Genomic DNA, 26,904 nt, shown 5'->3' on the forward strand with positions numbered 1-26,904 from the left:
TCCGTCATTCCGGCCTTGAGCCGGAATCCAGCCACGACGCGTCTGCGTCGTGAAAAACGAGTCTTTTGCGATCAAGGACTTGATCGCACTGGACCCCGGACTAAATCCGGGGTGACGGTGGGCTAGGACGAAACCGTATCAAGCGAACGTTCGATGCGTTTCGCCGCCTGCCAGAGATCTTCCATTCTCTCGAGGCTCGCTTCTTCCAGCGTTTCGCCATTTTGAGTGAGCGACGTTTCGATGTGATTGAAACGCCTGCGGAATTTCGTGTTCGTACCGCGCAGCGTATCTTCCGGATCGGCTTTGACATGCCTGCCGATATTGACGAGGGCAAAAATGAGATCGCCTAGCTCGTCCGAGACCTTTTCCGGTTTTCCTTCCGCCAGCGCCTCACGCAGTTCGGCGATTTCCTCCTCGATCTTGTCGAGAATGGGAGCGGGATTCGACCAGTCGAAACCGGCACGCGCTGCCTGTTCCTGCAGCTTCAGGGCTTCGGTCAGCGCCGGCTGGCTGCGCTGTACGCCGCCCAGAAAGCCGGCCTTGAAATCCTCGGTGATACCACGTCGCGCGCGTCGCTCTGCACGCTCGCGTTTTTCTTCCGCCTTGATGCGATCCCATTGCAGTTTGACGCCGTCCGGCGTGTCGGCGTCGGATACGGCGAAGACATGGGGATGCCGTCGGATCATCTTCGAGGTCACGGCATGCACTACGTCTCCGAAGGCGAATTCGCCCATCTCTTCGGCAATACGAGCATGGAAAACCACCTGCAGCAGAAGGTCGCCCAGCTCCTCGCAAAGATCGTCCATGTCCTTTCGCTCGATGGCGTCGGCGACTTCATAAGCCTCTTCAATGGTATAGGGCTTGATCGTCTCGAAGGTCTGCACGACATCCCAAGGGCAACCGGTTTCCGGCTGCCGCAGGGCTTCCATGATCTCGATCAGGCGGGAAATATCCTTCGAGGCTTCCATAGTGTCTCAAACCTTCGTTCTTTGTTTCTGCGCATCGCCGGGACGCGGAAATGCTCTAGTTCAATGGAATGTCGTTGCCGCTCTTCGACGACTGGTAGCTGGTGGAAAGATCGTCATAGGCTGCCTTGATGCGGGCCGTCTGCGCCTTCAACGTGGTCTTCCGCGGATCGTCTTCACCCTCCACCAGATCGGCAATGAAATACGAATTCCAGAAGGCATTGTTGCGGCGATACCCGCCCGGTTCCAGTCCGAAAACTTCCTTGAGGATTTTCAGGTCGTGAGGGATCGCGAAAGCGTCGCGGGAATCCTCGTGGCTGAAGAAGGAGTAGAAATTATCGAAGCCCGCCCAGGTGATGGCGGACATGCACATGGTGCATGGTTCGTGGGTGGAGAGAAAAATCAGCTCCTTCGTGTTCGGCTTTTCGCCCAACTCGTAAAACCGTTTCAGCGTGTGCACTTCGCCATGCCAGAGCGGATTTTCCAGCTCGTTATTGGTCTCGGCGATCACCAGCGACAGGTCCGATTTGCGCAGGATCGCCGCACCGAAAACCTTGTTGCCAAGGCTGACGCCACGCGCCGTCAAGGGCAGGATATCGTGTTCGATGACATCGAGAAGGCGGGCGGCGAGGGTGGAGCTGGTCAAGGGTCTTGTCCTTCATGCCGCTTTAAGGAAAAGCGGTCTTCGCATGGGGAAATCGACAGTCGATGGTCGCTCCTTGTTCGGCGCGAGAACCCGCTTTGTCAAGGGATTGCAAGGGGATTCTCAGAGCTTGCGCAGGTGCGGAAAAGCATCGCCGGTTTGTTTTCCTCCAAAACCGGGGTCTTCGAGAAATAAAAATCCAGGTGCCGGAAAGGCTTGAATTTCTGTTTCTTCAATCTTGCACCGCAATGCGGGATATATGTCCAATGCACAACGAACATGATTTTTCCGCTGCTGGCGACCGCCTTTCAACCTTCCCCGCTTTCTTCCGGGTCGAGGGACGGCAGGTCGCTGTTTTCGGAAATGGCGATGAAGCCTTCGCGAAGGTAAGGCTTCTCGCCAACACCAACGCGCATATCATTGCCTATGCCGACAAGCCGGAAGCCGATTTTGCCCGTTATATCAGCGAAAATGGCATTGATCATCGAGCTTTGGCTTTCGCCGGCGAATTGATCGAAGGCGCCACGCTGGTCTTCGCCGCTACCGGCGATGAGGCGCTGGACCGTGAGATCGTCACCCTCGCGCGCGCCGCGAAAATTCCCGCCAATGCGGTGGATCAGCCGGAATTCTGCGATTTCTTTACCCCCGCGCTCGTCGCCCGCGCGCCCGTCGCCGTGGCTATCGGCACGGAAGGGGCAGGGCCGGTTCTCGCCCAGATGATCCGCGCCCGCATCGACCAGATGCTGTCGCCGTCGCTTGGCAAGCTTGCGCGCCTTGCCGTGCAGTATCGTGATGCGGCCGAGGAGAACGTGCCGAAGGGCGCCTTGCGGCGCAATTTCTGGCGACGGTTCTTTTCAGGTGCAGTGGCGGATGCCGTCGCCGTTGGCGACACGCTCTCCGCCCGTCAGGCCGTCGACCGCCTGCTGCAATCGCCCGAACGCAGCGAAGGCCGTATCTGGCTCGTCGGCGCAGGACCGGGCGCTGAAGATCTGCTGACGCTGCGCGCGCAGCGCGTGCTGATGGAAGCCGATGTGATCGTTTACGATGCGCTTGTGCCACAGGCGATTGTCGATATGGGCCGCCGCGATGCCGAGCGCCTCTCCGTCGGCAAGCGCAAGGGCTGCCACAGCAAGTCGCAGGACGAGATTAACCGCCTGCTGGTGCGCCTCGGCAAAGATGGCAAGCGCGTCGTGCGCCTCAAATCCGGCGATCCGCTGGTCTATGGCCGGGCGGGTGAAGAAATGGCGGCGCTGCGTGAGGCCGGTATTGCCTATGAGATCGTGCCCGGCATCACGTCGGCCTTCGCCGCCGCTGCGGATTTCGAATTGCCGCTGACGCTGCGCGGTGTCGCTTCATCGCTGATTTTCACCACCGGCCACGATCTGGCTGGCGATGTCCTGCCCGATTGGGCAAGGCTTGCGGTTTCCGGCGCCACCATCGCCGTCTATATGGGCCGCAGTGTTGCTGCTTCGGTCGCGAAGCGGCTGATCGACGCGGGATTGGGTGTGGAAACCACGGTTGCCGTCATCGAAAACGCCAGCCGCGCGGATCGCCGCCTGCTGCATGGCACACTGAACGATCTGCCCGAACTCGAACATCGCGATGAACTGACCGGCCCGGTCATGGTCATCATCGGCGATGCGGTGGCGGGCGCCAATTTTGACAGGTCCGAGGCGCTTGCATTGTCAGTGCGGCCGGCGGATTTCAAACGGGAGTATGTAAATGGCTGACAAGGTTTTGACCGCCAACCGCCTGAGCGATGGCATCGCCGTCTGGCTCGATGCCAACGGGGAGTGGACGGAGAACCTGCAGGGCGCAATCGTTGCCCGCCATGCGGAGGCCGTCGCCTCGTTTGAGGAAATCGGCAAGCGGGATTTCTCCGCCAACAAGGTCGTCGATGTGGCCGTCATCGATGTCATCGAAGAGAACGGCAAGCTTTGGCCGACGCGTCTTCGCGAACGCATTCGCGCCGCCGGCCCCACCGTGCACTATGCCACCGGCTTCAAGCCGGCCGATGCAGCATTCATCGCAGTCTGAGGAATAATATGTACCGTTACGACGAGTTCGATCACGCATTTGTTGAAGGCCGCGTGGCGCAGTTTCGCGATCAGGTCGAGCGCCGCCTTTCCGGCGAACTGGCCGAGGATGCGTTCAAGCCGCTGCGCCTGATGAACGGCGTCTATCTTCAGCTGCATGCCTATATGCTGCGCGTCGCCATTCCTTACGGCACGCTGAATTCGAAGCAGATGCGGATGCTGGCTCATATTGCCCGCAAATATGACCGGGGTTATGGCCACTTCACCACCCGTCAGAACATCCAGTACAACTGGCCGCGCCTTTCCGATACGCCGGATATCCTGTCCGAACTGGCGAGCGTGGAAATGCACGCGCTTCAGACGTCCGGCAACTGCATTCGCAACGTCACCGCCGATCATTTCGCCGGCGCGGCCGCCGATGAGGTCGCCGATCCGCGTCCCTATGCGGAAATCCTGCGCCAGTGGTCTTCCGTTCACCCGGAATTCTCCTTCCTGCCGCGCAAGTTCAAGATCGCCGTCACCGGCGCCGAGCGCGACCGTGCCGCCATTCAGGTGCACGATATCGGCCTGCATCTGAAAAAGAACGATAAGGGTGAGATCGGTTTCGCCGTCTATGTCGGCGGCGGGCAGGGCCGCACGCCGATGATCGCCAAGAAAATCCGCGACTTCCTGCCGGAAGAGGACTTGCTTTCCTACACGACGGCAATCATGCGCGTTTATAACCTGCACGGCCGCCGCGACAATAAATACAAGGCGCGCATCAAGATCCTCGTGCACGAGACCGGTGCGGAAGAACTGGCCCGCCAGGTCGAGGTCGAATTCGCTGAACTCAAGAACACCGAGTTGAAGCTTCCGGATGCCGATATTGCGGCAATCACCGCTTATTTCGCGCCGCCGGCGCTGAAGGATCGGCCGGAAGGCTGGGAAAGCCTGGCGCGCTGGAAGCGGGCCGATGAAGGTTTTGCCCGTTTTGTCGAGCAGAACGTCGCGCCGCACAAGCATCCCGATTACGGCATGGTGACGATCTCGCTGAAGCCGATCGGCGGCATTCCGGGCGATGCGACCGATGAGCAGATGGAACTCGTCGCCGATATCGCCGCGGAATATGCTTTCGATGAAATCCGTATCAGCCATGAGCAGAACATCATCCTGCCGCATGTGGCGCTGGCCGATCTCGAGCCGGTTTATCGCGCACTGGTGGGTGCGGGCCTCGCGACCGCCAATGCCGGGCTGATCACCGATATCATTGCCTGTCCCGGGCTGGACTATTGCGCGCTCGCCAATGCGCGCTCCATTCCGGTGGCGCAGGAAATTTCCACCCGCTTCGGTTCGCCGGAGCGTCAGGCGGAAATCGGTGAGCTGAAGATCAAGATTTCCGGCTGCATCAATGCCTGCGGCCACCACCATGTCGGCCATATCGGCCTGCTGGGTGTGGAAAAGAAGGGCGCGGAACTTTACCAGATCACGCTTGGCGGATCGGGCGATGAGAACACCTCGATCGGTGAAATCATCGGCCGTGGCTTCGAGCCGGAAAAAGTCACCGACGCCATCGAAACCATCGTCGACACCTATCTCGGGCTTCGCCTTTCGAAGGAAGAAATTTTCCTCGAAGCCTATCGCCGCGTTGGACCGCAACCGTTCAAGGATGCGCTCTACGGTTCCGCTGCAGAAGCCGCCTGAGGAGAATGCCATGACGAAAATCTGGAACCGCGACGGCTTCGTGGAAAACGATCCCTGGCTGATCGAAACGGAAGAAGTGAAAGCGACGGCGGAGCAGAAGCCCGTGCTGCCGCTCGCCGATTTTCTGGTTCGTGCCGCCGAAAGCAACGATATCGGCCTCGGCGTTCTGATCACGCCCGCCGACGATGTGACGCGGCTCGGACCCTATCTCGACCGTATCGACCTTGTCGCCATAAGCTTCCCGGCCTTCAATGACGGACGCGGGTTCAGCCACGCTTCGCTGCTGCGCAGTCGTCTCGGTTTTGCGGGCGAGGTGAGGGCGGTTGGCGACGTCCTGATCGATCAGGTGCCGCTGATGCTTCGCACCGGCTTCACCAGCTTTGCGGTGACGAACGGCACGGCCATCCGCCGCCTGTCCGAAAATCGCCTGCCGGAAATTCCGGTTTATTACCAGCCGACAGCCAAGCCGGCGAGCGGCGGTGAGGCCTATAGCTGGCGTCGTCGTGCGTCTCTATGACACGTTGCGTGGAAATATGAGTTTTTGATACATATTTCCTACGCACATGGCAGTATTGACATTCTCATGCCTTCAAACCGGAGCAAAAATGGTATAATTGCCCGGTCGGAGAATGTCGCATCGAATAAGAATGGACGGAACCTGAAATGAACGCGCCAGCCAAGACGGAAGATTTCGCGATCAAGATACCTGACGGTGTTTACGCCGAGACGGTTTTATCGGTGGAACACTATACCGACCACCTGTTCCGTTTCCGTATGACGCGCCCGGCCGGCTTCCGTTTCCGTTCCGGCGAATTCGCCATGATCGGCCTGATGGTCGGCGACAAGCCGATCTATCGCGCCTATTCCATCGCCAGCCCTGCCTGGGACGAGGAACTGGAATTCTTCTCGATCAAGGTTCCGAACGGTCCGCTGACGTCGCATCTCCAGGCAATCAAGCCCGGCGATACCGTTCTGATGCGCAAGAAGCCGACAGGCACGCTGGTTCTGGATGCGCTGACGCCCGGCAGACGGCTTTACATGTTCTCCACCGGCACCGGCATCGCGCCTTTCGCGAGCCTGATCCGTGACCCGGAGACCTATGAGAAGTTCGAGGAAGTCATCCTCACCCATACCTGCCGCGACGTGGCCGAGCTGAAATACGGCTTCGATCTGGTCGAGGAAATCCGTAACCACGAATTCCTGAACGAGATCGTCGGCGACAAGCTGAAGCACTATGCGACCGTCACCCGCGAAGATTACCCCTTCAAGGGCCGCATCACCACGCTGATCGAGAACGGCAAGCTGTTTGCGGATCTCGGCGTCCCGGCGCTCGATCCCGAAATCGATCGCGGCATGATCTGCGGCTCCTCGGCAATGCTGAAGGACACCAAGGAGCTTCTGGAAAAAGCCGGCCTGAACGAAGGCGCCAACAACAAGCCCGCCGAATTCGTGATCGAGCGCGCTTTCGTCGGTTGATCCCATAAAAAGCTACGAGATTTCAGGAGGCCGTCAGGCCTCCTTTTTGTTTGCGCCTTCAGTGCCGGTGTTGAGAGGCGGCGTCGTCATCCTGTTTCGGGGCTATTTCGTTGCGATAGAGAAGAAAAAGCCCGATGGCGATAGCGGCAATGCCGCCGCCGACGAGATGCGACAGCGAATAACCGCCCTTCGTCACCAGCCAGCCTGCGACGACATTGCTGAACGATGCGCCGATACCCTGAACCATCATGACGCTGGCAAGGCCGACATTAAAACGACCGGTGCCTTTCAAAATCCTCTCCACAGCAACCGGGGTGACGATGCCGAGCAGGCCCGCGCCAACGCCATCGAGAAACTGCACCGGGAAGATCACCCAGAAATCCGAAAAGGCCGAGGCGAGGAGACCGCGTATCGGCAACGCGATCAGCGCGATGATGAAAACGGTCGAGAGACCGAAACGGCGTATCAGCCATGGGGCCATTGCGGCGACGAAGATCATCGCGAATTGCGCGACGCCGGTAATGATGGCGGTGGTGCGGAAGGGCGTCTGCAGTTCGATGGCGAAATCCTGCGCGATCAACCGGCCCATCGGCGCGTTGCCGAAGTGGAAAACAAGCAGAATGATGGCGAGAAAGATCAGCCCGCGTTCGTGCAGCAGCACCCTGATGCCGGACGGTCCCGGCTCTCCCTTGTCTTCGGCAAGGCCACGCGCAACCTTGTGGTCAATCCTATCGGGATCAATGGCCGCCGTAGCGAGCAGGGCGCCGGCAGCGGTCAGCAGCATGAGACCGATGATCCCGTTCATGCCGAAGAACGTTACGACCACATAAGTCGCGAAAAGCGACGCAAAATTACCACCGTGGTTCCAGAACTCATTGCGCGAAATCTGGTGGGAAAACAGTCGCTCGCCGACAAGGCCGAGTGTGAGGCCGGCAAGCGCGGGACCGACCACTGCGCCAACCACCGCCGTCATGATCTGGCCGGTCCAGACGATCCAAACATCCGGAAAGATCAGCGTGATCAACGCCCCGACGGTCACGAGAACAACGGGGATAGCAATCAGCGTTCGTTTCCACGTCGTCCCATCCACCAGCGCGCCGCAAAGCGGCGTGGCAAGCAGACCGACGAGGCCACCGACCGTGGCGATCATGCCCAACGAAAGCGAAGACCAACCCTGTGTCGCCAGAAATGCATCCAGAAACGGCCCGAGGCCGTCACGGGCATCGGCAAGGAAAAAATTCAGCGCTGCAAGGGCAAAAAGCGTGCGGTCTGAGATACCACCGCTACGCGGCAAGCCACCGGAAGGAAGTCCGCCGGGTGGTGCCGAAACGCCGATTGTCGTCATGAAATATGCTCCGAAAAATATGCAAGAGGGAATGGGAATTAATTGAGGCTGGCGAAAAACATCTGTGCCCGCATTTGGTTGCATTGGCACGACATGACGATAAATCCTAGATGTTTTTGGTCGCTGCAAAGTCGGCTGGAGGAACGTTTAACGGTACTGGTGAGTTAGTCTTCGTGGAAAAACGGATACGCGCCATGAAGATCAAGGTTTTTGCAGTTTTATTTTCGGCCGCATTGCTCGGCACGCAGCCCGCACATGCGGACGAACGCGCATTTCTCTCATCGCTGAAAGGCACATGGGCAGGCAAGGGAACCGTGATTACCCGGATAGGCACGCCGCCGATCAATGTGAGTTGCACACTGAACTCCAATGCGGGGGCATCGTCGCTCAACATGTCCGGCACTTGCCGCGGCCTTCTCGTGGTAAGGCGGGCAATCGCTGCCGATCTGTCGGAGAAAGGCGGACGCTACAGTGGCGCCTATACTGGGCCTTCCGGCCGCCCATCCGCACTTTCCGGCACAAGACAGGGAAACGCCATAAATCTGACAGTGCGATGGAACCGGGATATCAACGGCGATCGCATTGCTGCCATGACCATTGAAAAGATTGGAGCCAACGGTCTGCGGCTGCGCACCACCGATAAGGACGGCAGGACCGGCAAGACGGTGGTGACGAGCGATATCCGGCTCGTTCGCTAAGTCAGCGGTGAGACAATGACGGATGGGCGGCTCGGGTTTCTAGTGGAATTCGAGCAGCAGGGGGCAATGGTCCGAAACTTCCGGCTGCCTCACCACATCGAAACGATCGATCTGCACGGCTGGATTGACCAGCATGTAATCCGCATAACGGTTCGCTTTGGCATAATGTGAGGTCCGGGTGTCAGTAAAGCCGCGTGTCGTGACGAGTTCGGTGAGATCCAGTTCCTTCAGCACAGTGAAGGTCTCGCTGTCAGGCAGGACATTAAAATCACCGCAGACGATGATCCGGTCGCCATCCTCAGCAATGTTTTTGACAAGTTGTACGAGGCGTTTCGCCTGCGCTAGACGGGCGGGGATATCGTGTTTGCCGCTGAGGTCGCGCAATCCGTGCATATGGGCGATGACGGCCGGCTGACCGGTGGTGAAGTCGAAAACCCTGACGGCGTGGCCCGTGCGCGACCGTGGATGATCTCCATATCCGTCTGCGGAAAAAGTCCCGTGCACGAACCCTTGCGCCTGCGCAACGATGGCGATGGATTTGCGCACAAATGTCGCCAGCCCCCATTGGGAAGGATATCTAATCTCGCTGTGCCAGAGATCACCCTGCGCCGCCGGACAGAAGATCGCGAGGTGATCCGGCAAGGCCTCGGCGATTTCGTGGAAGAAGTTCGCCCTTTGCGGCAGGTCGATGCCGTGATCGCGGTAGCTCAGCCAGTCCTCAAAGGCAGTCGGCGTGTGCACCACCTCCTGCAGGCAAAGAATATCGGGATCTGATGAGGAGATATAGGGAACAATCTCGTCATGAAGCTTTCCGCCCCAACCATTCAGGCAAATCACACGCATTCCCACTCCATCGCCGCTTGATTGTGGCATCCGTTCTAGCATGGAATGTGTGGCGAGCAATCGTGTGCGGCGGGGCCGAGAAACGTTGCTGCTGTAACGGAAAAGGCCCGGATCGCTCCGGGCCTCTACATGTACCAGTCGCCTGCCGTCTCGTTATATTACATCTTCGGCAGCAACACCTTGTCGATGACATGAATGACGCCATTGGATTGTTTGACGTCGGCGATGGTGACGTGGGCAACCGTACCATTCTCGTCCGTCAACGTGATTTTGCCCATGCTTTCCTTGGCCTTGAGAACGCAGCCGCCGACGGTCTTAACGTCATGCTCACCTTTGTCGTCCTTGATCATTTTTTCGATGGCGGGTGACAGTGCATTGGCGGCAACCACATGGCAGGTCAGCACCTTGACCAGCTTCTCCTTGTTCTCGGGCTTCAGAAGGTCATCGACCGCACCCTTCGGAAGGGCCGCAAAAGCCTCATTGGTTGGTGCAAACACCGTGAACGGGCCCTTTCCCTGAAGTGTTTCGACAAGCCCGGCAGCCTTGACCGCTGCGACAAGCGTTGTATGGTCTTTCGAGTTCATCGCATTTTCAACGATGTTCTTGTCCTCGAACATTGCGGCGCCGCCAACTTTGGGGTTCGCGGCATAAGCGGAAACCATGCCGATGGAAAGAGCTGCGGCCAGCGTCAGGACGCGAACAGAAACGTTGTACATCGTTATTCCTCCTTGGTGACTTCCAAACCCCGAAAGGCACTTCTTTCGGTGGCCGCTATCGGTGATCCGTAGCGACACAAGAGACGGAAGCCGGCTCCTCGAAGTTTCGAGGCGAGCCAGGAAAAATGATAAATAATTGATTTCAAGAATGATTATCTATGTGTCGACATAAAAAAGCCCGGAGCGATCCGGGCTTTTGTCTTGAGCGAAACGAAGTTTACTCAGCCGCTTCGGCATAAGCCTCCATCGGCGGGCAGGTGCAGATGAGGTTGCGGTCGCCATAGACATTGTCGATGCGGTTGACCGGCGACCAGTATTTGTCGATGCGGAACGCGCCGGGCGGGAAGCAGCCCTTTTCGCGGCTATAGGGACGATCCCATTCACCAACGAGGTCTTCCACCGTGTGCGGTGCGTTCTTCAGCGGGTTGTTGGTCTTGTCCGCACGGCCTTCCTCGATGTCGCGGGCTTCCTCGCGGATCGCCAGCATGGCATCGCAGAAACGGTCGATTTCCGCCTTGGTTTCGGATTCCGTCGGCTCGATCATCAGCGTGCCGGCAACCGGCCAGCTCATGGTCGGCGCGTGGAAACCGCAGTCGATGAGGCGCTTTGCGACATCGTCCACCGTCACGCCGCAGCTATCTGCCAGCGGGCGGGTATCTATAATGCACTCATGCGCCACGCGGCCGGTTTCGGACTTGTAGAGCACGTCGTACGCACCCTTCAGCCGCTCGGCGATATAGTTGGCGTTGAGGATCGCCACCTTGGTCGCCTGCGTCAGCCCTTCGCCGCCCATCATCAGGCAATAGCTCCACGAAATCGGCAGGATCGACGGCGAGCCGAACGGGGCAGCAGACACCGCACCCTCACGACCGTCCGTCGCCGGATGGCCGGGCAGATAGGGAGCAAGATGCGCCTTGACACCGATCGGTCCCATGCCGGGGCCACCGCCGCCATGCGGAATGCAGAAGGTCTTGTGCAGGTTGAGATGCGAAACGTCCGAACCGATATCGCCGGGGCGGGCGAGACCGACCATGGCGTTCATGTTGGCGCCGTCCAGATACACCTGTCCACCATGCTTATGGGTGATTTCGCAAATCTCGCGAACCGTCTCCTCGAACACGCCGTGGGTGGACGGGTACGTGATCATGCAGCACGAGAGGTTTTCCGCATACTGCTCTGCTTTTGCACGGAAATCGTCGATATCGATGTCACCATTATCCCGCACTTTGACCGGCACCACTTTCATGCCGACCATCTGCGCAGAGGCAGGATTGGTGCCATGCGCCGACGTCGGAATGAGGCACACGTCACGGTGTGTGCCGCCATTGGCGAGGTGATAGTTGCGGATGGTCAGAAGCCCGGCATATTCCCCCTGCGCGCCGGAATTCGGCTGCATGGAGAAGGCGTCGTAACCGGTGACCGAGCACAGCTTTTCGGAGAGATCGTCGATCATCTCCTTGTAGCCGAGCGCCTGATTGGCCGGCGCGAAGGGATGGATGTCGGAAAATTCCGGCCAGGTGATCGGCAACATTTCCGCTGTTGCGTTCAGCTTCATGGTGCAGGAACCGAGCGGGATCATCGAGCGGTCGAGCGCCAGATCGCGGTCCGAGAGACGGCGGATGTAACGAGTCATCTCGCTTTCGGCGCGGTTCATGTGGAAGATCGGATGCGTCATATACGGGCTGGTGCGCAGCAGGTCCTTCGGCAGGCGATATTCCGGCTCGAAATCCGAGATCGAGAAATTGCCGCCGAAAGCGCGCCAGACCGCCTCAAGCGTTGCCGGGCGCGTGCGCTCGTCAAGGCTCATGCCGATCTTGGTCGCACCGACCTTGCGAAGGTTCACGCCTTCCGCAACGGCCGAGCGCAGGATGACGCCCTGCATATGGCCGACTTCAACGGTGATGGTGTCGAAGAAGGTTTCCGGCTCGATGGTGTAGCCGAGCTTTTCCAGCCCCTTGGCCATCAGAACGGCCTTCTGGTGGGTCTGCTGGGCGATCGCCTTAATGCCCTGCGGGCCATGGAAGACGCCATACATGGAGGCCATGACGGCCAGCAGCACCTGCGCCGTGCAGATGTTCGACGTCGCCTTCTCGCGGCGGATATGCTGTTCGCGTGTCTGCAGCGACAGGCGATAGGCGCGGTTGCCGCGCGCATCGACGGAGACGCCGACCAGACGGCCGGGCATGGAGCGCTTATGCGCATCCTTGACGGCCATGTAAGCCGCGTGCGGACCGCCGTAACCAACCGGAACGCCGAAGCGCTGAGAGGTACCGATGGCGATATCCGCGCCCATTTCGCCGGGAGATTTGAGCAGCGTCAGCGCCAGAAGATCGGCGGCGACGGCGGCAATCGCGCCCGTCTGGTGCAGGCGGGAAATCAGGCCGGAGAAATCGCTAACATGGCCGTGGGTGCCCGGATACTGGAAGATCGCACCGAACACATCGACCGGGTCGAGATCAGTAAAGGGGTTGCCGACAATCACCTTCCAGCCGAGCGGGGCCGCGCGGGTCTCGATCAGCGCAATGGTCTGCGGATGGCAATTGGCGTCAACGAAGAAGGCGGTCGCCTTGGACTTGGCAACACGCTGGCACATGGCCATGGCTTCGGCAGCCGCCGTCGCTTCATCGAGCAGCGATGCGTTGGCAACATCGAGGCCGGTCAGGTCGCAGACCATGGTCTGGTAGTTCAGCAGCGCCTCAAGGCGGCCCTGGCTGATTTCCGGCTGATAGGGCGTATAGGCCGTGTACCAGGCCGGGTTTTCCAGAATATTCCGCTGGATGACCGGCGGCGTGATCGTGCCGTAATAACCCTGGCCGATCAGCGAGGTCAGAACCTGGTTCTTGTTGGCCGTTTCACGCAGGCGGTCGAGCGCCTCGCGTTCGGTCAGCGCGGCACCCCAGGTCAGCGGCAATTTCTGGCGGATGGAGGAGGGAACGGTGGCGTCGATCAGGGCATCGAGGCTCTTATAGCCAACGACCTTCAGCATCTCGGCCATTTCCGACGGCGACGGCCCGATATGACGCCGGTTGGCGAAATCATAGGGCTGATAGTCGGTGAAATGGAATTCGGTGGGCGTCGTCATTACGCGATCAGCTCCTTGTAGGCTGCTTCATCGAGCAGCGTCTCGGCATCGGCCGGATTGGAGAGTTTCAGCTTGAAGAACCAGCCGGCGCCCTGCGGGTCGGAATTGACGAGCGAGGGATCATCAACGATGGCCTGGTTGATTTCGACCACTTCGCCATCCAGCGGACAATAGACATCGGAAGCCGCCTTGACGGATTCAACGGTTGCCGCGTCGCCATCCTTGGAGAAGGTGGCGCCCACTTCCGGCAATTCAACGAAAACGAGATCGCCAAGCTGTTCAGCGGCGTGGCTGGTGATGCCAACGGTGGCGATATCGCCTTCGAACTTCAGCCATTCGTGTTCTGCGGTAAATTTCAGCATCGTATTCTCTCCGGAGATGGGATGAAGATTATCGTTTATAGGTGGGCTTGATGAAGGGAAGGGCGGCGACGGTGACGGGCAGATATTTGCCGCGCACTTCCGCGAAAATCGCCGTACCGGGAGCAGCGTGGGAAACAGGCACGTAACCCATGGCGACGGGACCTTCGACCGAGGGACCGAAACCGCCCGAGGTCACTTCACCGATCTCCGTCTTGCCTTCGGCATCCGCAAACAGCTTCGAATGGCCGCGCACCGGCGCCTTGCCTTCTGGCTTCAGGCCGACGCGGCGGCGCGATGTGCCGTCTTTCAGTTCGCCGAGAATACGCTCCGCGCCAGGAAAACCGCCCTCGCGGTCTCCACCGGCGCGGCGCGCTTTCTGGATCGCCCATTCGAGCGAGGCGTCGATGGGGGAGGTCGTAGTGTCGATATCGTTGCCGTAGAGACAAAGGCCGGCTTCGAGGCGCAGGCTGTCGCGCGCACCAAGCCCGATGGCATCGCAATCGGGATGTTCGAGCAGGGCTTTGGCAATTTCTTCGGCCTTGTCGGCCGGTACGGAAATCTCAAAGCCGTCTTCACCGGAATAACCGGAGCGCGAGACGATGCACGGCACGTCATGCAGCGGCACTTCCTGCACATCCATGAATTTCATTTCCGAGACGCCGGCCCAGAGTTCAGCCAGAACGGCCTCAGCGCGCGGACCCTGAAGCGCGATAAGCGCCCGGTCATCGAGAAGCGTTATCTCGCAGGCATCGGAAAGATGCGCCTTCATATGGGCGACATCGGCATCCTTACAGGCGGCGTTGACGACGACAAAAAGATGATCGCCGCGATTGGTGATCATCAGATCATCCAGAATGCAGCCGTTTTCGTCGGTGAAGAAACCGTAGCGCTGGCGGCCTTCCTTGAGGCCGAGAATGTCAACCGGCACCAGCTTTTCGAGCGCGCGTGCGGCATCTTCATTGTTGCCGGACTTCGCTTTCAGGATCACCTGACCCATATGGGACACGTCGAACAGGCCGGCGGAGGTGCGGGTCTGGAGATGCTCCTTCAGAACGCCGGCCGGATATTGCACGGGCATGTCGTAACCGGCAAAGGGCACCATGCGGGCGCCAAGCGATATGTGCAGGGAGTGGAGCGGCGTGGTTTTCAGCGCGGCGGTATCGTCCAAGGACGCCTCCAGGGTTGCGCGAAAGATCGCGCGGGCTCAGGTCATGGCGCAAAGCACCGGTTCAAGAGCCCCCTCTGTCCTTGTCGCCTGAGATTGTTATCCCTTCGGCGAGCCGTCCTTATGAAAGGTGGCTTCTCTCCAGAGTTCCGTCGTCACCGCTGGTCCTTTTGCCTGAGAGTTTCCGGGGCGGTTGCTCCTTCGGCACCGCAATGAAGCGGTTTCTCCCAACGATGATGCGACGCTCATTATCTGCGAAGCCCCGCTGTTGGCAAGGACCAAATGACGCATCTGAACAGATTCTTGCTCCATCTGCGCCATCGGCGCAGCGATCCGCGGCAACAGATGGTCTTGGCGGCTTTCTTCAGTCGGATTTTTTCTCAGGAAGGCCCTTGCGTTTCGTCGATGCGAAATCCTCAAGTTCCTTTTCTGTCATGGACTTCTCCATGCTTTTTGAAGCACCTTTTAAACTGGATTTCTTCGTTTCTCCGCGTTTGGCCGCCAGTGCGGCGCCCGCCGCTTTCTGCTGGGCCTTCGATTTGGCTGGCATGTCGGGCCTCCCTTGGAACGATGGTTGTGGCAGGAAAATGCCCCCCGGCATCTATTGTTCCCTTGCAACGGTCTGGCCTGCGGCAAAATTGCCCTTTGAAATCGGAGAGAAACAGGGATATCGCCTAGAACATGGATGCAAATCGAAAAAGACGGCTGATGGGGATGGAGAAAATGCTTCGCATTTTCTGCGCTACCCTGATGTTGTCCCTCGGTTTTGCCCACAAGCCGGCGCTTGCCGCAGCACCCGCCGTTGCGCTGGATGAGAGTTACCGGCTGCCGGACGGCACCTTCGCGGAAATCTGCCTTGGCCATGGCAACGGCGTCAATGCTTCCCATACCAGGGAAGGCCCCGCCCATTCCAGCGACGCCATCCTGTTTTGCGAGGCCTGCCTGCTCGCCTCGTCCATTCTTCTGCCGATGCCCGATACGGCTGGCTGGCTGAAGACTGAGTTTGCCTGGCTCGACAATCGCCTGCCTGCGGAATGGAGCTTCCGCTCCGTGCTGACGATCCAGAAGCCCGCCGCGCGCGGCCCGCCATCCCTGTCCGCCTGATTTTTCGTTTTACGGGATCATCGCCGCCTTTGGCGGCACGGAGCGGCTGCGCGGACCCAGAGGGATAGCAGTCGCAGGGACAAGCAAATGAAAACCACCAAGATCATCACCTGCAGCCTTTTCGTCGCCTCGGTTTCGACCGCGCAGGCTTTCGCCCATGCCACATTCGTTGACGGTTCGGCCGAACAGGAAAGCACCGTCGTTGCCGCCCTCCAGGTTCCGCATGGCTGCGAAGGCGGGCTCGCCACCACCGAAGTTCAGATCAAGCTGCCGGAAGGATTCATTGCCGCGAAGCCCCAGCCCAAGGCTGGCTGGGAACTGGAGGTCATCAAGGGAGACTACCAGAAGGCCTACAAGAACCACGGCAAGGAGATTAAAAGCGGACCGGTCGAAATCCGCTGGAAAGGCGGCAACCTGCCGGATGAATTCTACGACACCTTCTCCGTGCAGGGAAAAATCTCCGGTATTGAGGCGGGGCAGGACCTGCCATTCAAGGTAACGCAGCTCTGCGGCGACAAAGGCAAGGTTGCCTGGGACGAAGTGGCAGCGGCCGGCGTCGATCCACATTCCCTGAAAAGTCCCGCTCCCACCATTCGCGTTGCCGCAAAGGCTGCGCATGCCGGCGGCCATGATCACTCCGCCATGGATATGGATGTCGTGAAGGCCGGCAGCCTCGAAGTGTCGGAGGGAACGACCAAGGCCATGCTGCCGGGCCAGCCCGTGGGCGGTGGATACGTGACGATCAAGAATACCGGCGATAGCGACGACAAGCTGATCGGCGTTGAATCGTCGTCCGCCGGACGTGCTGAAATCCACGAGATGGCCATGGTCAACGACGTCATGAAAATGCGCAAGCTGGATGACGGCATCGTCATTCCCGCCGGCCAGACGGTGGAGCTGAAGCCCGGCGGCCTGCATATGATGTTCTTCGATGTGAAGAAGCCCTTTGCCGAAGGCGACAAGGTGCCGGTAACGCTCATCTTCGAAAAGGCCGGCAAGGTGGAGATCGTGCTGTCCGCAGGCGCAGCCAAGGGCGGCGGCGACCACCAGCATAATTGACCGATAAAAAACGGCTACCGGAACGCGTGACAGGTCCGGTAGCCGCAAATTTTCATCTGTCGTGTTTGTTCTTCAGCGCCGTGGCGGAAAAGCAGGGTACATCTGCCCACGTGATTTTCCGGAACTCGGTCGCAAATCTCTAGAAGATCAGTCTGACACCAGGCTGAATGCGAAGGCTCCGCCTATATGGCGAAAGACTGAAGAAACGACATTAAAATATCTATATATCCACTTGATCTATAAATTACTTTCAGATTTTGATGTGAAGCTGTTTTCCTCGTAGGCCTCCACGGCCTGCTCGAGTGTCGCCTGTGGCTCCTGACGCTGGCTGCTTGCTATCAGGAAATAGAGGGTGAGGGCCGGCGGCTTGATCGTCGTCATCAGGCCCCTGAGCTGGAAATCGTCGCCGTTTTCGGCCTTGCGCGCCAGTTCGTGAATGGCCTCTTCAACCTCGCTCTTGCGCGGCACGCGTTGCGGCGGCTTCATGGCCTCCAGCGCATAGGCCGCTGTATTCGCGGAAACGGAAAGAACCTGTGTCATCGAACCTCCGGCCATCTTCGCCGACCCTGAAAAACCGTAGATTAACAGTTGCCTATTGTTGGAAGGCTAAATCGCACAGCTGCAATTTAATCGTATTTTAACAGCCGAAAGCGCCGGGCAAAGGGGTTTCGCCGGCGGTTCCCATGGTCTAAAAATGTCCTGGACCGTCCGGTCCGACGATTTCTTCCGGAGACACAATTCCCCATGATCAATATCGCCCTTGTCGCTGCAGGCGGCGCAATCGGTTCCGTGTTCCGTTATCTGGTCGGGGTCTGGAGCATGCGGTTGGCCGGACCGAATTTTCCCTGGGGAACCCTTGCCGTCAATGTGGTCGGATCTTTCCTGATCGGTCTGCTGGTCGAGCTTGTGGCGCGCCGGCTGAACGCCTCGATGGAAATGCGCCTGTTTCTCGTCACCGGCGTGCTCGGCGGGTTCACCACATTCTCGTCCTTCTCGCTCGATGCGGTCGCGCTGTTCGAACGCGGCGCGCTCGGGCTATCGGCGGTTTACGTGCTTGCAAGCCTCGCTGTTTCCATCACGGCGGTTTTCGCCGGGCTGGCCTTGGGCCGCAGTTTGTTCTAAAGGCTTGGTCCAAACGGCGCGCCGACGAATAGGGCGCGCGATCAGGACAGAAAGACTGGAAATTTCATGGCAGGTATCGAGCATATCAAGGTCGGGGCCGACGAGGCCGGTATGCGCCTCGATCGCTGGTTCAAGATTCATTATCCGGGACTTGGTTTCGGGCAGTTGCAGAAGCTTCTGCGCTCCGGCCAGGTGCGTGTGGATGGCGGCCGGGTGAAGACGGATGCACGCGTGCAGCCGGGACAGATGGTGCGCGTACCGCCGGTCGATTCCGATCTCAAGGTCAAGAGCGGCCCGATCGGATCGAAAGACCTCAAACACTCCGAAGATGGCGAGCTTCTGGCGCGCATGCTCCTGCATGAGGACGACAAGGTGTTCGTCTTCAACAAGCCGGCCGGCATTGCCGTGCAGGGCGGCTCCGGCGTTACTCGCCATATTGACGGGCTGCTGGAAGCCTGGACCAATCAGAAAGGCGAAAAGCCGCGTCTGGTGCACCGCCTCGACCGCGATACGTCGGGTGTGCTGGTGGTTGCCCGCACCCGCGGTGCTGCGCAGAAGCTGACGGCCGCCTTCCGCGAACGCGATACCAAGAAGACCTATTGGGCCCTGGTCAAGGGCGTGCCGCGCAAGCATCAGGACAAGATTTCCACCTGGCTGGTCAAGGAACAGACGATGGATGGCGATCGCATGCGTATCGCCAAGCATGGCGAGGAGGGCGCCGATCACGCCGTTTCCTATTACCGCGTCATCGATACCGCCGCGCAGAACCTCGCCTGGCTGGAAATGGAACCCTATACCGGCCGCACCCATCAGCTTCGCGTGCACGCGCTGCATATGGGCCACCCGATCATCGGCGATCCGAAATATTACATCGACGATCCGAACTGGGATTTCCCGGGCGGCATCCAGAAGCGCCTGCACCTCCACGCACGCCATATCGACATTCCGCATCCGAATGGCGGCCGGCTTCGGGTCAGCGCGCCCCTTCCGCCGCATATGGTCCAGACCTGGAACCTGCTCGGTCTCGACGTGGCCGATGGCGACAGGGAAGACTGACAGCCCATGAAACTGGTTCTTTTCGATTGTGACGGAACGCTGGTGGATAGCGCCGGCCTGATCCATGCCGTCATGTCCGATACTTTCGCTGATTTCGGCAAACCGCGCCCCGATATCTCCGAAACCAAGGCGATCATTGGCCTGACGCTGGATATCGCCATCGCCCGCATGCTGGGCAAGGCGCATGTGGATGATGAAGCGAAGGCGATGACGGAACGTTACAGGGAACTCTATCATCCCCTGCGGGAGCGGCCGGAAATGACCGTACCGCTTTTCGACGGTATCGCCACGCTGATCGATACGCTTTCGAAACGCGACGATGTGCTGATCGGCGCGGTGACAGGCAAGGGCCGGCGCGGTCTTACCCATATCCTGCAGACCCACGGCCTTGCCGATCACTTCATCGTTTCGCGCACGGCGGATGATTGTCCCTCCAAGCCGCATCCGGCCATGGTGATGGAATGCTGCCATGAAACCGGCATGGTTCCGGCCGATACTGTCGTTATCGGCGATGCGATCTACGACATGCAGATGGCCAAGGCCGCCGGCGCGAAAGCAATCGGCGTTGCCTGGGGTTATGCCTCGGTCGACGATCTCTGGAAGGCAGGCGCCGATGCGGTCGTCAGCCACCCGCGCGAAATTCCGGCCTATGTTCCGGCCGATATTCTTGAATAACCTTTCTATCCGACTGACGAGGACGTGCCATGCGTGATCTCCTGAACGACCTTTCGGAGGGCCTGAGCCATCCCGACCCGATCCTGCGCGCGCAGATCCAGATGCAGAAACCTCTGCCGAAGCGGTTCTATAAAGATGTCACCGTCGGCGAGGCGGAGGAGGGCGGCTTTACCATCCTTCTCGATGGCAAGCCGCTGCGCACTCCTGCCAAGAAGCCGCTGACCGTCCCGACGCGTGCGCTGGCGGAACTGCTTCGCGATGAATGGGACGCCCAGAAAGAAGTGGTGAATCCGGTGGTAATGCCGGTTTCTCGGCATGTGAACACGGCCATTGATGGCGTCGCCAATGATACCCAGGCTGTTTTTGAGGACATACTTCGTTTTTCCTCTTCCGATCTCCTCTGCTATCGCGCCGGCGATCCGGAAGCGCTGGTTGCGCGGCAGACGGACCATTGGGATCCGGTTCTGGACTGGGCGGCCAATGTGCTCGGAGCGCGCTTCATTCTCGTTGAAGGCGTGATGCATCAGGACCAGCCGCGCGAAGCCATCGCGGCCTTTGCGGTAACGCTGAAGAAATACGATACGCCGATTGCGCTTGCCGCTCTCCACACCATGACATCGCTGACCGGCTCCGCCATTTTGGCGCTGGCGCTGGCGGAAGGGGAGTTGACGCTGGAGGAAGCCTGGGCGCTCGCCCATCTGGACGAGGACTGGACCGCCGAGCAATGGGGCGAGGACGAGGAGGCGCTTGAGCGCCGCGCCGTCAGGCTTGTCGATATGCGCGCGGCACTCAATGTTCTGGAGTCGCTCAAGAGCGCGTCTTAACGCTTTTCTAACCCTGATGGCCGAATATGCGGTTACCTCACGTTAGGGGAGCCGCTGATCATGACCACCTCGTTGAAACGCCTTGGCATTCTTGTGCTGGCGTGTTTCACGCTCATGTCTTTCAGGCTGGAACCGGAAGCGACCCATACTGACCGGCTGCTGTACGATGTGCGCGGCGCATTCGTCGCCGCACGCCCGGATGTCGCTCCGGCGCTGATGCAGTCCATTCATGCGCAGGTGCAGAATGCGATCAAAACAACGGCGCGTGGAGAAACGCGGCCGCGCGTGGTACTGACCATCCGTCTCGCATCTGTGACACGCGGCCCGTTCCTGTTCGGGGAAAGGGCGTCGGCCAAGGTCATCGTCCGCGCCGCCGCCGTCGCGACGGGAGAGGTGATCGCCGAGGCCAAATTCACCGCCACCGTCGTCAGCTTCGATAATCAGTCGATAGAGCAGGAACTTGCCTATGGTGTCGCCGAACGTGTGATCCGCGAATTCAGGCTCAGCCGGCCCGGCCCGACAACGCTGGCGACGGCATTGTTTCCATAAGCGGGACACAAAAGGCGAGGGCGCGACGCCTATTCGTCCGCATTTCAGCTTCCGAAATATTTCAAGCTTCAATCAGGCGCATCTTCGGTGCCCTTAAATTCACATACGTCGCGTATATGTAATTGACATGCGGCGCGTATGTAACTATCTGACATACGTAACGTATGTAAATGGGTGTCCGAAGCCCTCTTTTAAAAAGAGCAACGCTTCTCGCGTCCATGACCACTCAGCCAAAAGAGAGATGCATAATGACCGCACGCGAAGCAATTTTCCCCGCTAACAGGCATGCGCTTTACGAGGAGCATGGCTATTCCGCAGCTATCCGATCCGGTGACCTTCTTTTCGTTTCCGGCCAGGTCGGCAGCCGTGCCGATGGAACGCCTGAACCTGATTTTGAACGTCAGGTCCGGCTGGCCTTCGAAAACCTCAAGGCCACGCTTGCAGCGGCGGGCTGCACTTTCGACAATATTGTGGATGTAACGACGTTCCACACGGACCCGCAAAACCAGTTCGGAACGATCATGACCGTCAAGCAGGAGATTTTCAGCCAAAAGCCTTACCCGAACTGGACGGCTGTCGGCGTCAACTGGCTTGCCGGTTTCGATTTCGAGATCAAGGTCATTGCCCGCATCCCGTAATGTCAGGTTAAATCCGAAACGGCGGCGCTTACAGGGCGCCGCCAGCCTGCTTCTCCATCCTTATCCCAGCCGCTCCGCATGCCACTTCAAATGGTCATCCATGAAGGTGGAAATGAAATAATAGGAGTGGTCGTAACGCTCATGCATGCGCAGCGTCAGGCCGATATCCGTGCCCTTGACCGCTTCTTCGAACAGCCAGGGCCGCAGGCCCTTTTCAAGGAAACTATCGGCCTTGCCCTGATCTATCAGGAACTCGGGGAAACGCGCACCGTCCTCGACCAGCGCACAGGCATCGTACTGACGCCATGCGGCCTTATCCGCACCGAGGTATTTTTCCAGCGCCGGCTCGGACCAGTCGGCCGAAGAGGGAGCCACGATCGGTGCAAAGGCGGAGCAGCTCTTGAAACGCTCGGGGTTCTTCAGCGCAATGGTCATTGCGCCATGGCCGCCCATCGAATGGCCGAAAATGCCCTGGCGGCTCATATCCGCACGGAAATGCTGGCCGATGAGGGCAGGCAGTTCTTCCGTCACATAGCTGTACATCCGGTAGTGCTCGGACCAGGGCTCCTCTGTGGCATCGAGATAAAATCCAGCGCCTTTGCCCATCTGCCAGTTGGTCAGCTCATCCGGCACATCGTTGCCGCGCGGGCTGGTATCCGGGCAGACGACGATCAGCCCGAGTTCGGAGGCCATGCGGCGATATTCGCCTTTTTCCATGACATTGGCATGGGTGCAGGTAAGGCCGGAAAGATACCACAGGACAGGGCAGGGCTCATGGATCGCCTTCGGCGGCACATAAACCGCAAAGCTCATCTCAGATTTCAGGGTTTCCGATGTGTGCGAAAATACGCCCTGCATGCCGCCAAAGGCCGTATTCTGCGAAATAATGTTCATGAAGCCATTCCTTGTGAAATTCTGCGGTTTAGCCTGCAAGCGAAACGGCTGCATTGACCGCCGCCGCCACAAGAACCGTATTGAAGAAGAAAGAAACGATGGAGTGCAGCAGCGTGACCTTGCGCATGGCGGTCGTGGTTATCCCCACATCCGACGTCTGCGCCGTCATGCCGATCACCACGGCGAAATAGAGAAAGTCGTAACCGCAGGGTTCCTTCGTGCCCGGAAAATCCATGCCGCCGCGATGCTGGCGTTTGCCGTCCACCATCGCGGGCCGCCAGTAAAGATGGGCGTAATGCAGGGCGGTCATGGTGTGGATGGTCAGCCAGCCGAAGATAACCGACGCGAAGGCGATGAGCAGCGTCCAGACAGTCTCGCCCGTATGGTTGAGAGCTTGAAACAGCGATACCACCGCGACGGCAACGGCTAGCAGCGTAACGGCGATGATGGCGACCGCAGGCAGATCGTCGCTATCGGCATGGGCCTTAAGGTGCTGCGCCGTCAGGCCCGACAGGCGAAAGGCAATCAGGGTGAGATAGGTCAGGAAGAACAGAACGGCCGCGATCTCGATCGCCAGCGGCGGCGCAAAAACCAGCGCCAGGCCAAGGCTCACGGCGCCGACCAAAAAGGCAATGACGAAAGGTTGATGGCGGCGATAGCTGTTGCTTTTCATATTGGCCGGGGTCATGGGCGGCACCTTTCCGTTGGCGCCGTCATTTTTTGACACGGCGGCAGAAACGGTCAAGCGTCTCCAGAAAGGCGGAGCGGTCACGCGGTGAAAAAGCCGCATTATATCCCTTGCTTTCACCGGTTTCGCGCAGATGCGCGCCAAGATCGCGCATCGCCGTCGCCATCCCGATATTCGCCTGGTCAAAAACGCGGCCCGTCGGCCCGGTCACCAGCGCACCCTTGGCGACGCAGCGGCCGGCCAGCGGCACGTCGGCGGTGATGACGATATCGTTTTCGGCTGCATGATCGGCGATCCAGTCGTCCGCCGCGTCGAAACCGGCGGAAACAATGACGTTTTTCACCATGGGATCGCGCGACGGGCGCAGACCGGAATTGGCAACGAAGGTCACTTCCAGCCCATGCCGCTCCGCCACCTTGAGAATCTCCGGCTTCACGGGGCAGGCATCGGCATCGACATAGATTTGCGGGTTTTGCGGCATGAGCACTCTTTTTGAGATAATTCCTGTCACGCTTCTAAGCGTAAATGCCGCGATTACCAAGCCTATCATTGCTGAAATGCGGGGTCGATGCCGGGTAGGGGCGGCACTTGCGACCACCCTGAAAATCGCATATGTTCCCCTTATGTTCTTATCCCGAAAGGTTTCCCATGCTGGAAGAGTTCATCGTGCAGGCGAAGTCCGCCACCTATGTCGGCGGCGGCAGCAAATCCGCGACGCCCACCCGCAAGGGATCGCACGATCTCGGTTATCAGAGCGGCGACTTGCACTATATCGACAGCTATTTCGGGGGAGCCGATTTCATCGGCCAGGAGGTTGTCTGGCATCAGGGAACGGCGGTGTGGACGATGAGTTATTACGGTCGCATCCTCCGGCCCGACATGATCGACGGCTCCACGGCCGGCATGGTCATTCAGCGGTCGCTTTCCACGCTCTATCGTCAGGGCCGGTTCCTTGGCGGTTTCACCAACCCGGTGGAAAATCTGGTCTATGTCGATACGAATGAAGGTGAATCCCGGTCCTTCACCGGGATCGAGCGCATTTACCGAGGCCATGTCGAGACGTACCGGCTTGATTATCACGGCGGGATCATAAAGCCATGAGAGATGCGGCGGGATGGGACGATGATGTTTCACCGCCCCATCATAGGCTTCAAATCAGCCGGGCTGCTTGGTCTTGCGCAGATAGGGAAGAACCGTGTCGTAGGAGCCGAAACGGGCAATCGCATCTTCATTGGAAACGGCGGCGGTGATGATGACATCTTCACCCTGCTTCCAGTTGGCCGGTGTCGCCACCTGATGTTTGGAGGTGAGCTGGATGGAATCGATCGCGCGAAGAATTTCCTCGAAGTTGCGGCCGGTGGTCATGGGGTAGGTGAGGACCAGCTTGATCTTCTTGTCGGGACCGATGACGAAGACGGAGCGCACGGTGGCATTATCGGCAGGCGTGCGGCCTTCGGAACTGTCGCCAGCGCCGGCCGGCAGCATGTCGTAAAGCTTGGCGACCTTCAGGTCCTTGTCGCCGATCAGCGGATAATCGACGTTGAAACCGGTCGCGGTGCGAATATCGTTCTTCCATTTTTCATGGCTTTCGACCGGATCGACCGAAATACCGATGATCTTGACGCCACGCTTTTCGAATTCCGGCTGCAGGCCGCCCATCGCGCCGAGTTCCGTCGTGCAGACCGGCGTGAAGTTCTTCGGATGCGAAAACAGGACCGCCCAGCCGTCGCCGATCCAGTCGTGGAAGCTCACCGGACCATGGGTGGTCTCGGCGGTGAAGTCGGGTGCTATATCGTTGATACGCAGGCTCATCTGATGTTTTCTCCCTAATGATTTGAACTGAAAACTGATGGTTCTCGGCAATCCGTGTCCGGCGCTGGAGCTTAGAGTTTTTGCATGAAATGGCCAGCCCTTTCATCGGGCTTCGGCGGTATTTGCTTCAGCCCCACAGAGATTTGATGGCCCTGATTTCCCCTGTTTGTCGCGGTTGCGCGATATCGGCCCGGTTGATTGTTTCAGGAGGACATGATTATTCCAGAGACGATCGGGGGGCCATCATGACGACTTCTTCTGCGCCTGTTTCCGCGACGGTTCGGGCACGCATTCCAGCGACGGTCTGGGTGCTCGGCATCGTTAGCCTTCTGATGGATATTTCTTCGGAAATGGTGCAGACGCTGCTGCCCTATTATCTCGTTTCCGGTCTCGGCGCTTCCGCGGTCACTGTCGGTTTCATCGAGGGAATGTCGGTTGCCATCGCCACCACGACCAAGCTGTTTTCCGGGATTATCGCGGACTGGACGAGGCGGCGGAAAATGCTCGCCGTGCTTGGATACGGTCTCGGCGCAATCTCGAAACTCGCTTTTCCCTTTGCCACCTCGCTTGGCTGGATCGTCGCCGCCAAGGCGGTGGACCGGGTCGGAAAGGGCATTCGCGGAACGCCGCGCGATGCCCTTATTGCCGATGTGACGCCGCCTGAAATTCGTGGCGCCGCATTCGGGCTTAGAAAGTCGCTCGATACGGTCGGCGGCTTCCTCGGGCCGCTGGCGGCCATCGGGCTGATGTTCGCGCTCAGCGAAAATGTACTCGCCATTTTCTGGATCGCGGTCATTCCCGCTTTCCTTGCGGTGTTCATTCTCATCGCCGGTGTGACGGAACCGGATGCGCCCGCAAGACCGAAAGCCGAAAAGCCATTCCGGCTCGCCGATTTTGCGAAACTCAATCGGGCGGTCTGGATCGTCATCATCGCGGCGTCGCTCCTGACCTTCGCCCGTTTCAGCGAAGCATTCCTGTTGCTGAAATCCGAAGAGGCAGGCTTCCGGCCGGCATGGATACCGATCACCATGGTCATCATGCATGCCGTCTATGGCCTGACAGCCTATCCCGTCGGCCGGCTCTCGGACAGGATCGGCCGCTCAGGGATTATCGCGGCGAGCGTGGCCGTGCTGATGGCCTCTTATCTGACGCTCGCTTTTGCCAATTCCATTCCGCTGTTCCTGTTCGGCATTCTTCTGTGGGGCTTGCATATGGGTCTGTCGCAGGGTCTGCTTGCAGCCCTGATTGCGGAAACGGCGCCGCCACATCTCAAGGGAACGGCCTTCGGCGTTTTCAATCTGATGACGGGTCTCGCGGTACTGGTCGGCAATGTCATCGCCGGCTTGCTGTGGGACCTCCACGGTTCCTTCGGCACCTTCCTGGCAGGCGCCGCACTGTCTTTTACCGCATTGACGATGTTGATCTGGGTGTCCCGTCGAAAGAGCGCCGCCGCCTGAGCCTCTACCGAAAAC

Annotated in this window: 30 protein-coding genes and 1 riboswitch; of the genes, 16 read left to right on the plus strand and 14 right to left on the minus strand. The window is 59.1% G+C overall.

Translation table 11 applies throughout. From position 1 onward, the window contains the following. Positions 1–122 precede the first annotated feature (122 nt). Positions 123–968, minus strand: a complete 846-nt coding sequence (gene mazG / locus PH605_RS16630; protein ID WP_142845484.1) for a nucleoside triphosphate pyrophosphohydrolase — start codon at positions 966–968, stop codon at positions 123–125. 55 nt (positions 969–1,023) lie between these two features. Beyond that, entirely contained in the window at positions 1,024–1,611 is a 588-nt protein-coding gene (locus tag PH605_RS16635; RefSeq protein WP_142845485.1) for a deaminase, read from the minus strand. 263 nt (positions 1,612–1,874) lie between these two features. Here PH605_RS16635 and cysG point away from each other — a divergent pair, with 263 nt between their 5' ends. The 5 genes from cysG (at position 1,875) to PH605_RS16660 (ending at position 6,800) form a co-directional block, all read left to right on the plus strand. Then, a complete protein-coding gene (gene cysG, locus PH605_RS16640; protein ID WP_078052952.1) occupies positions 1,875–3,338 on the plus strand; it encodes a siroheme synthase CysG in 1,464 nt (487 codons plus the stop codon). After that, a complete protein-coding gene (locus PH605_RS16645; protein WP_003521341.1) occupies positions 3,331–3,645 on the plus strand; it encodes a DUF2849 domain-containing protein in 315 nt (104 codons plus the stop codon). Before cysG ends, PH605_RS16645 begins: the two co-directional genes overlap by 8 nt. Before the next feature lie 8 nt (positions 3,646–3,653). Beyond that, positions 3,654–5,324 (plus strand): nitrite/sulfite reductase, encoded by a 1,671-nt coding sequence (locus tag PH605_RS16650; RefSeq protein ID WP_003521340.1) that lies wholly within the window; start codon positions 3,654–3,656, stop codon positions 5,322–5,324. A 10-nt stretch (positions 5,325–5,334) separates the two neighbouring features. Then, positions 5,335–5,841, plus strand: coding sequence for a DUF934 domain-containing protein (locus PH605_RS16655; RefSeq protein ID WP_078052953.1), 507 nt, complete (start codon positions 5,335–5,337; stop codon positions 5,839–5,841). Between the two features lie 146 nt (positions 5,842–5,987). Next, on the plus strand, positions 5,988–6,800 hold the full coding sequence (locus PH605_RS16660) for a ferredoxin--NADP reductase (protein WP_035264028.1): 813 nt from the start codon (positions 5,988–5,990) through the stop codon (positions 6,798–6,800). 58 nt (positions 6,801–6,858) lie between these two features. On the opposite strand, the gene PH605_RS16665 is transcribed toward PH605_RS16660, so the two are convergent. Beyond that, on the minus strand, positions 6,859–8,145 hold the full coding sequence (locus tag PH605_RS16665) for an MFS transporter (RefSeq protein ID WP_125145721.1): 1,287 nt from the start codon (positions 8,143–8,145) through the stop codon (positions 6,859–6,861). Between the two features lie 194 nt (positions 8,146–8,339). Between PH605_RS16665 and PH605_RS16670 the strand changes: the two genes are divergently transcribed. Beyond that, entirely contained in the window at positions 8,340–8,843 is a 504-nt protein-coding gene (locus tag PH605_RS16670; RefSeq protein ID WP_080856330.1) for a hypothetical protein, read from the plus strand. 39 nt (positions 8,844–8,882) lie between these two features. On the opposite strand, the gene PH605_RS16675 is transcribed toward PH605_RS16670, so the two are convergent. The 6 genes from PH605_RS16675 to PH605_RS16700 all read right to left on the minus strand — a co-directional run bounded on the left by PH605_RS16675 (position 8,883) and on the right by PH605_RS16700 (position 15,561). Beyond that, positions 8,883–9,686 carry an endonuclease/exonuclease/phosphatase family protein gene (locus tag PH605_RS16675; protein ID WP_161987928.1) on the minus strand — a complete coding sequence of 268 codons (804 nt, stop codon included), beginning with the start codon at positions 9,684–9,686 and terminating at the stop codon, positions 8,883–8,885. 158 nt (positions 9,687–9,844) lie between these two features. After that, positions 9,845–10,402 carry a fasciclin domain-containing protein gene (locus tag PH605_RS16680; protein ID WP_065655403.1) on the minus strand — a complete coding sequence of 186 codons (558 nt, stop codon included), beginning with the start codon at positions 10,400–10,402 and terminating at the stop codon, positions 9,845–9,847. 217 nt (positions 10,403–10,619) lie between these two features. After that, entirely contained in the window at positions 10,620–13,484 is a 2,865-nt protein-coding gene (gene gcvP, locus PH605_RS16685; protein WP_142845488.1) for an aminomethyl-transferring glycine dehydrogenase, read from the minus strand. Beyond that, positions 13,484–13,846: a glycine cleavage system protein GcvH gene (gene gcvH, locus PH605_RS16690; RefSeq protein WP_065655405.1), complete on the minus strand. Its 363-nt coding sequence runs from the start codon at positions 13,844–13,846 to the stop codon at positions 13,484–13,486. The genes gcvP and gcvH overlap by 1 nt, the downstream gene beginning before the upstream one ends. A gap of 28 nt (positions 13,847–13,874) precedes the next feature. Further along, entirely contained in the window at positions 13,875–15,014 is a 1,140-nt protein-coding gene (gene gcvT, locus PH605_RS16695; protein ID WP_142845489.1) for a glycine cleavage system aminomethyltransferase GcvT, read from the minus strand. A 149-nt stretch (positions 15,015–15,163) separates the two neighbouring features. Then, positions 15,164–15,251: riboswitch (glycine riboswitch) on the minus strand. A 124-nt stretch (positions 15,252–15,375) separates the two neighbouring features. Further along, entirely contained in the window at positions 15,376–15,561 is a 186-nt protein-coding gene (locus tag PH605_RS16700; protein ID WP_065655407.1) for a DUF3008 family protein, read from the minus strand. A 173-nt stretch (positions 15,562–15,734) separates the two neighbouring features. On the opposite strand from PH605_RS16700, the gene PH605_RS16705 reads away from it, so the two are divergent. Together PH605_RS16705 and PH605_RS16710 are read left to right on the plus strand one after the other, a co-directional pair. Continuing rightward, positions 15,735–16,115, plus strand: coding sequence for a hypothetical protein (locus PH605_RS16705; RefSeq protein WP_142845490.1), 381 nt, complete (start codon positions 15,735–15,737; stop codon positions 16,113–16,115). Positions 16,116–16,202: 87 nt separating this feature from the next. Continuing rightward, positions 16,203–17,174, plus strand: a complete 972-nt coding sequence (locus PH605_RS16710) for a copper chaperone PCu(A)C (protein WP_142845491.1) — start codon at positions 16,203–16,205, stop codon at positions 17,172–17,174. Positions 17,175–17,411: 237 nt separating this feature from the next. Here the strand turns inward: PH605_RS16710 and PH605_RS16715 are convergent, their stop codons facing one another. After that, positions 17,412–17,714, minus strand: a complete 303-nt coding sequence (locus tag PH605_RS16715) for a hypothetical protein (protein WP_065655458.1) — start codon at positions 17,712–17,714, stop codon at positions 17,412–17,414. A gap of 204 nt (positions 17,715–17,918) precedes the next feature. Here PH605_RS16715 and crcB point away from each other — a divergent pair, with 204 nt between their 5' ends. The 6 genes from crcB (at position 17,919) to PH605_RS16745 (ending at position 22,038) form a co-directional block, all read left to right on the plus strand. After that, positions 17,919–18,296 carry a fluoride efflux transporter CrcB gene (gene crcB / locus PH605_RS16720; RefSeq protein ID WP_065655410.1) on the plus strand — a complete coding sequence of 126 codons (378 nt, stop codon included), beginning with the start codon at positions 17,919–17,921 and terminating at the stop codon, positions 18,294–18,296. Between the two features lie 66 nt (positions 18,297–18,362). Next, positions 18,363–19,352 carry an RluA family pseudouridine synthase gene (locus PH605_RS16725; protein WP_035264040.1) on the plus strand — a complete coding sequence of 330 codons (990 nt, stop codon included), beginning with the start codon at positions 18,363–18,365 and terminating at the stop codon, positions 19,350–19,352. A 6-nt stretch (positions 19,353–19,358) separates the two neighbouring features. After that, positions 19,359–20,027, plus strand: a complete 669-nt coding sequence (locus PH605_RS16730) for an HAD family hydrolase (protein WP_065655411.1) — start codon at positions 19,359–19,361, stop codon at positions 20,025–20,027. Between the two features lie 29 nt (positions 20,028–20,056). Next, positions 20,057–20,851, plus strand: coding sequence for an ATP12 family chaperone protein (locus PH605_RS16735; RefSeq protein WP_059752907.1), 795 nt, complete (start codon positions 20,057–20,059; stop codon positions 20,849–20,851). A gap of 60 nt (positions 20,852–20,911) precedes the next feature. Further along, complete coding sequence (locus PH605_RS16740) at positions 20,912–21,400, plus strand: hypothetical protein (protein ID WP_065655413.1); 489 nt, start codon at positions 20,912–20,914, stop codon at positions 21,398–21,400. A 248-nt stretch (positions 21,401–21,648) separates the two neighbouring features. Continuing rightward, positions 21,649–22,038, plus strand: coding sequence for a RidA family protein (locus tag PH605_RS16745; RefSeq protein ID WP_080852082.1), 390 nt, complete (start codon positions 21,649–21,651; stop codon positions 22,036–22,038). Positions 22,039–22,098: 60 nt separating this feature from the next. On the opposite strand, the gene fghA is transcribed toward PH605_RS16745, so the two are convergent. Genes fghA through PH605_RS16760 form a run of 3 tightly spaced genes read right to left on the minus strand, consistent with a single transcriptional unit; the run spans position 22,099 to position 24,101 of the window. Beyond that, positions 22,099–22,932 (minus strand): S-formylglutathione hydrolase, encoded by an 834-nt coding sequence (gene fghA, locus PH605_RS16750; RefSeq protein WP_142845492.1) that lies wholly within the window; start codon positions 22,930–22,932, stop codon positions 22,099–22,101. Positions 22,933–22,960: 28 nt separating this feature from the next. After that, positions 22,961–23,620: a DUF1345 domain-containing protein gene (locus PH605_RS16755; protein WP_003523623.1), complete on the minus strand. Its 660-nt coding sequence runs from the start codon at positions 23,618–23,620 to the stop codon at positions 22,961–22,963. 25 nt (positions 23,621–23,645) lie between these two features. Next, on the minus strand, positions 23,646–24,101 hold the full coding sequence (locus tag PH605_RS16760; RefSeq protein ID WP_078052961.1) for a YaiI/YqxD family protein: 456 nt from the start codon (positions 24,099–24,101) through the stop codon (positions 23,646–23,648). 167 nt (positions 24,102–24,268) lie between these two features. On the opposite strand from PH605_RS16760, the gene PH605_RS16765 reads away from it, so the two are divergent. Beyond that, entirely contained in the window at positions 24,269–24,721 is a 453-nt protein-coding gene (locus PH605_RS16765) for a DUF5680 domain-containing protein (protein WP_142845493.1), read from the plus strand. A gap of 54 nt (positions 24,722–24,775) precedes the next feature. Here PH605_RS16765 and PH605_RS16770 read toward each other — a convergent pair whose 3' ends face one another. Further along, on the minus strand, positions 24,776–25,432 hold the full coding sequence (locus tag PH605_RS16770) for a peroxiredoxin (protein WP_035217366.1): 657 nt from the start codon (positions 25,430–25,432) through the stop codon (positions 24,776–24,778). A gap of 245 nt (positions 25,433–25,677) precedes the next feature. Here PH605_RS16770 and PH605_RS16775 point away from each other — a divergent pair, with 245 nt between their 5' ends. After that, on the plus strand, positions 25,678–26,889 hold the full coding sequence (locus PH605_RS16775; RefSeq protein ID WP_142845494.1) for an MFS transporter: 1,212 nt from the start codon (positions 25,678–25,680) through the stop codon (positions 26,887–26,889). The last annotated feature ends 15 nt before the right edge of the window (positions 26,890–26,904 follow it).

The sequence above is a fragment of the Agrobacterium sp. CFBP 3001 genome, from assembly GCF_027871605.1.
In the GTDB taxonomy this organism is placed as follows: Bacteria; Pseudomonadota; Alphaproteobacteria; order Rhizobiales; family Rhizobiaceae; genus Agrobacterium; species Agrobacterium leguminum.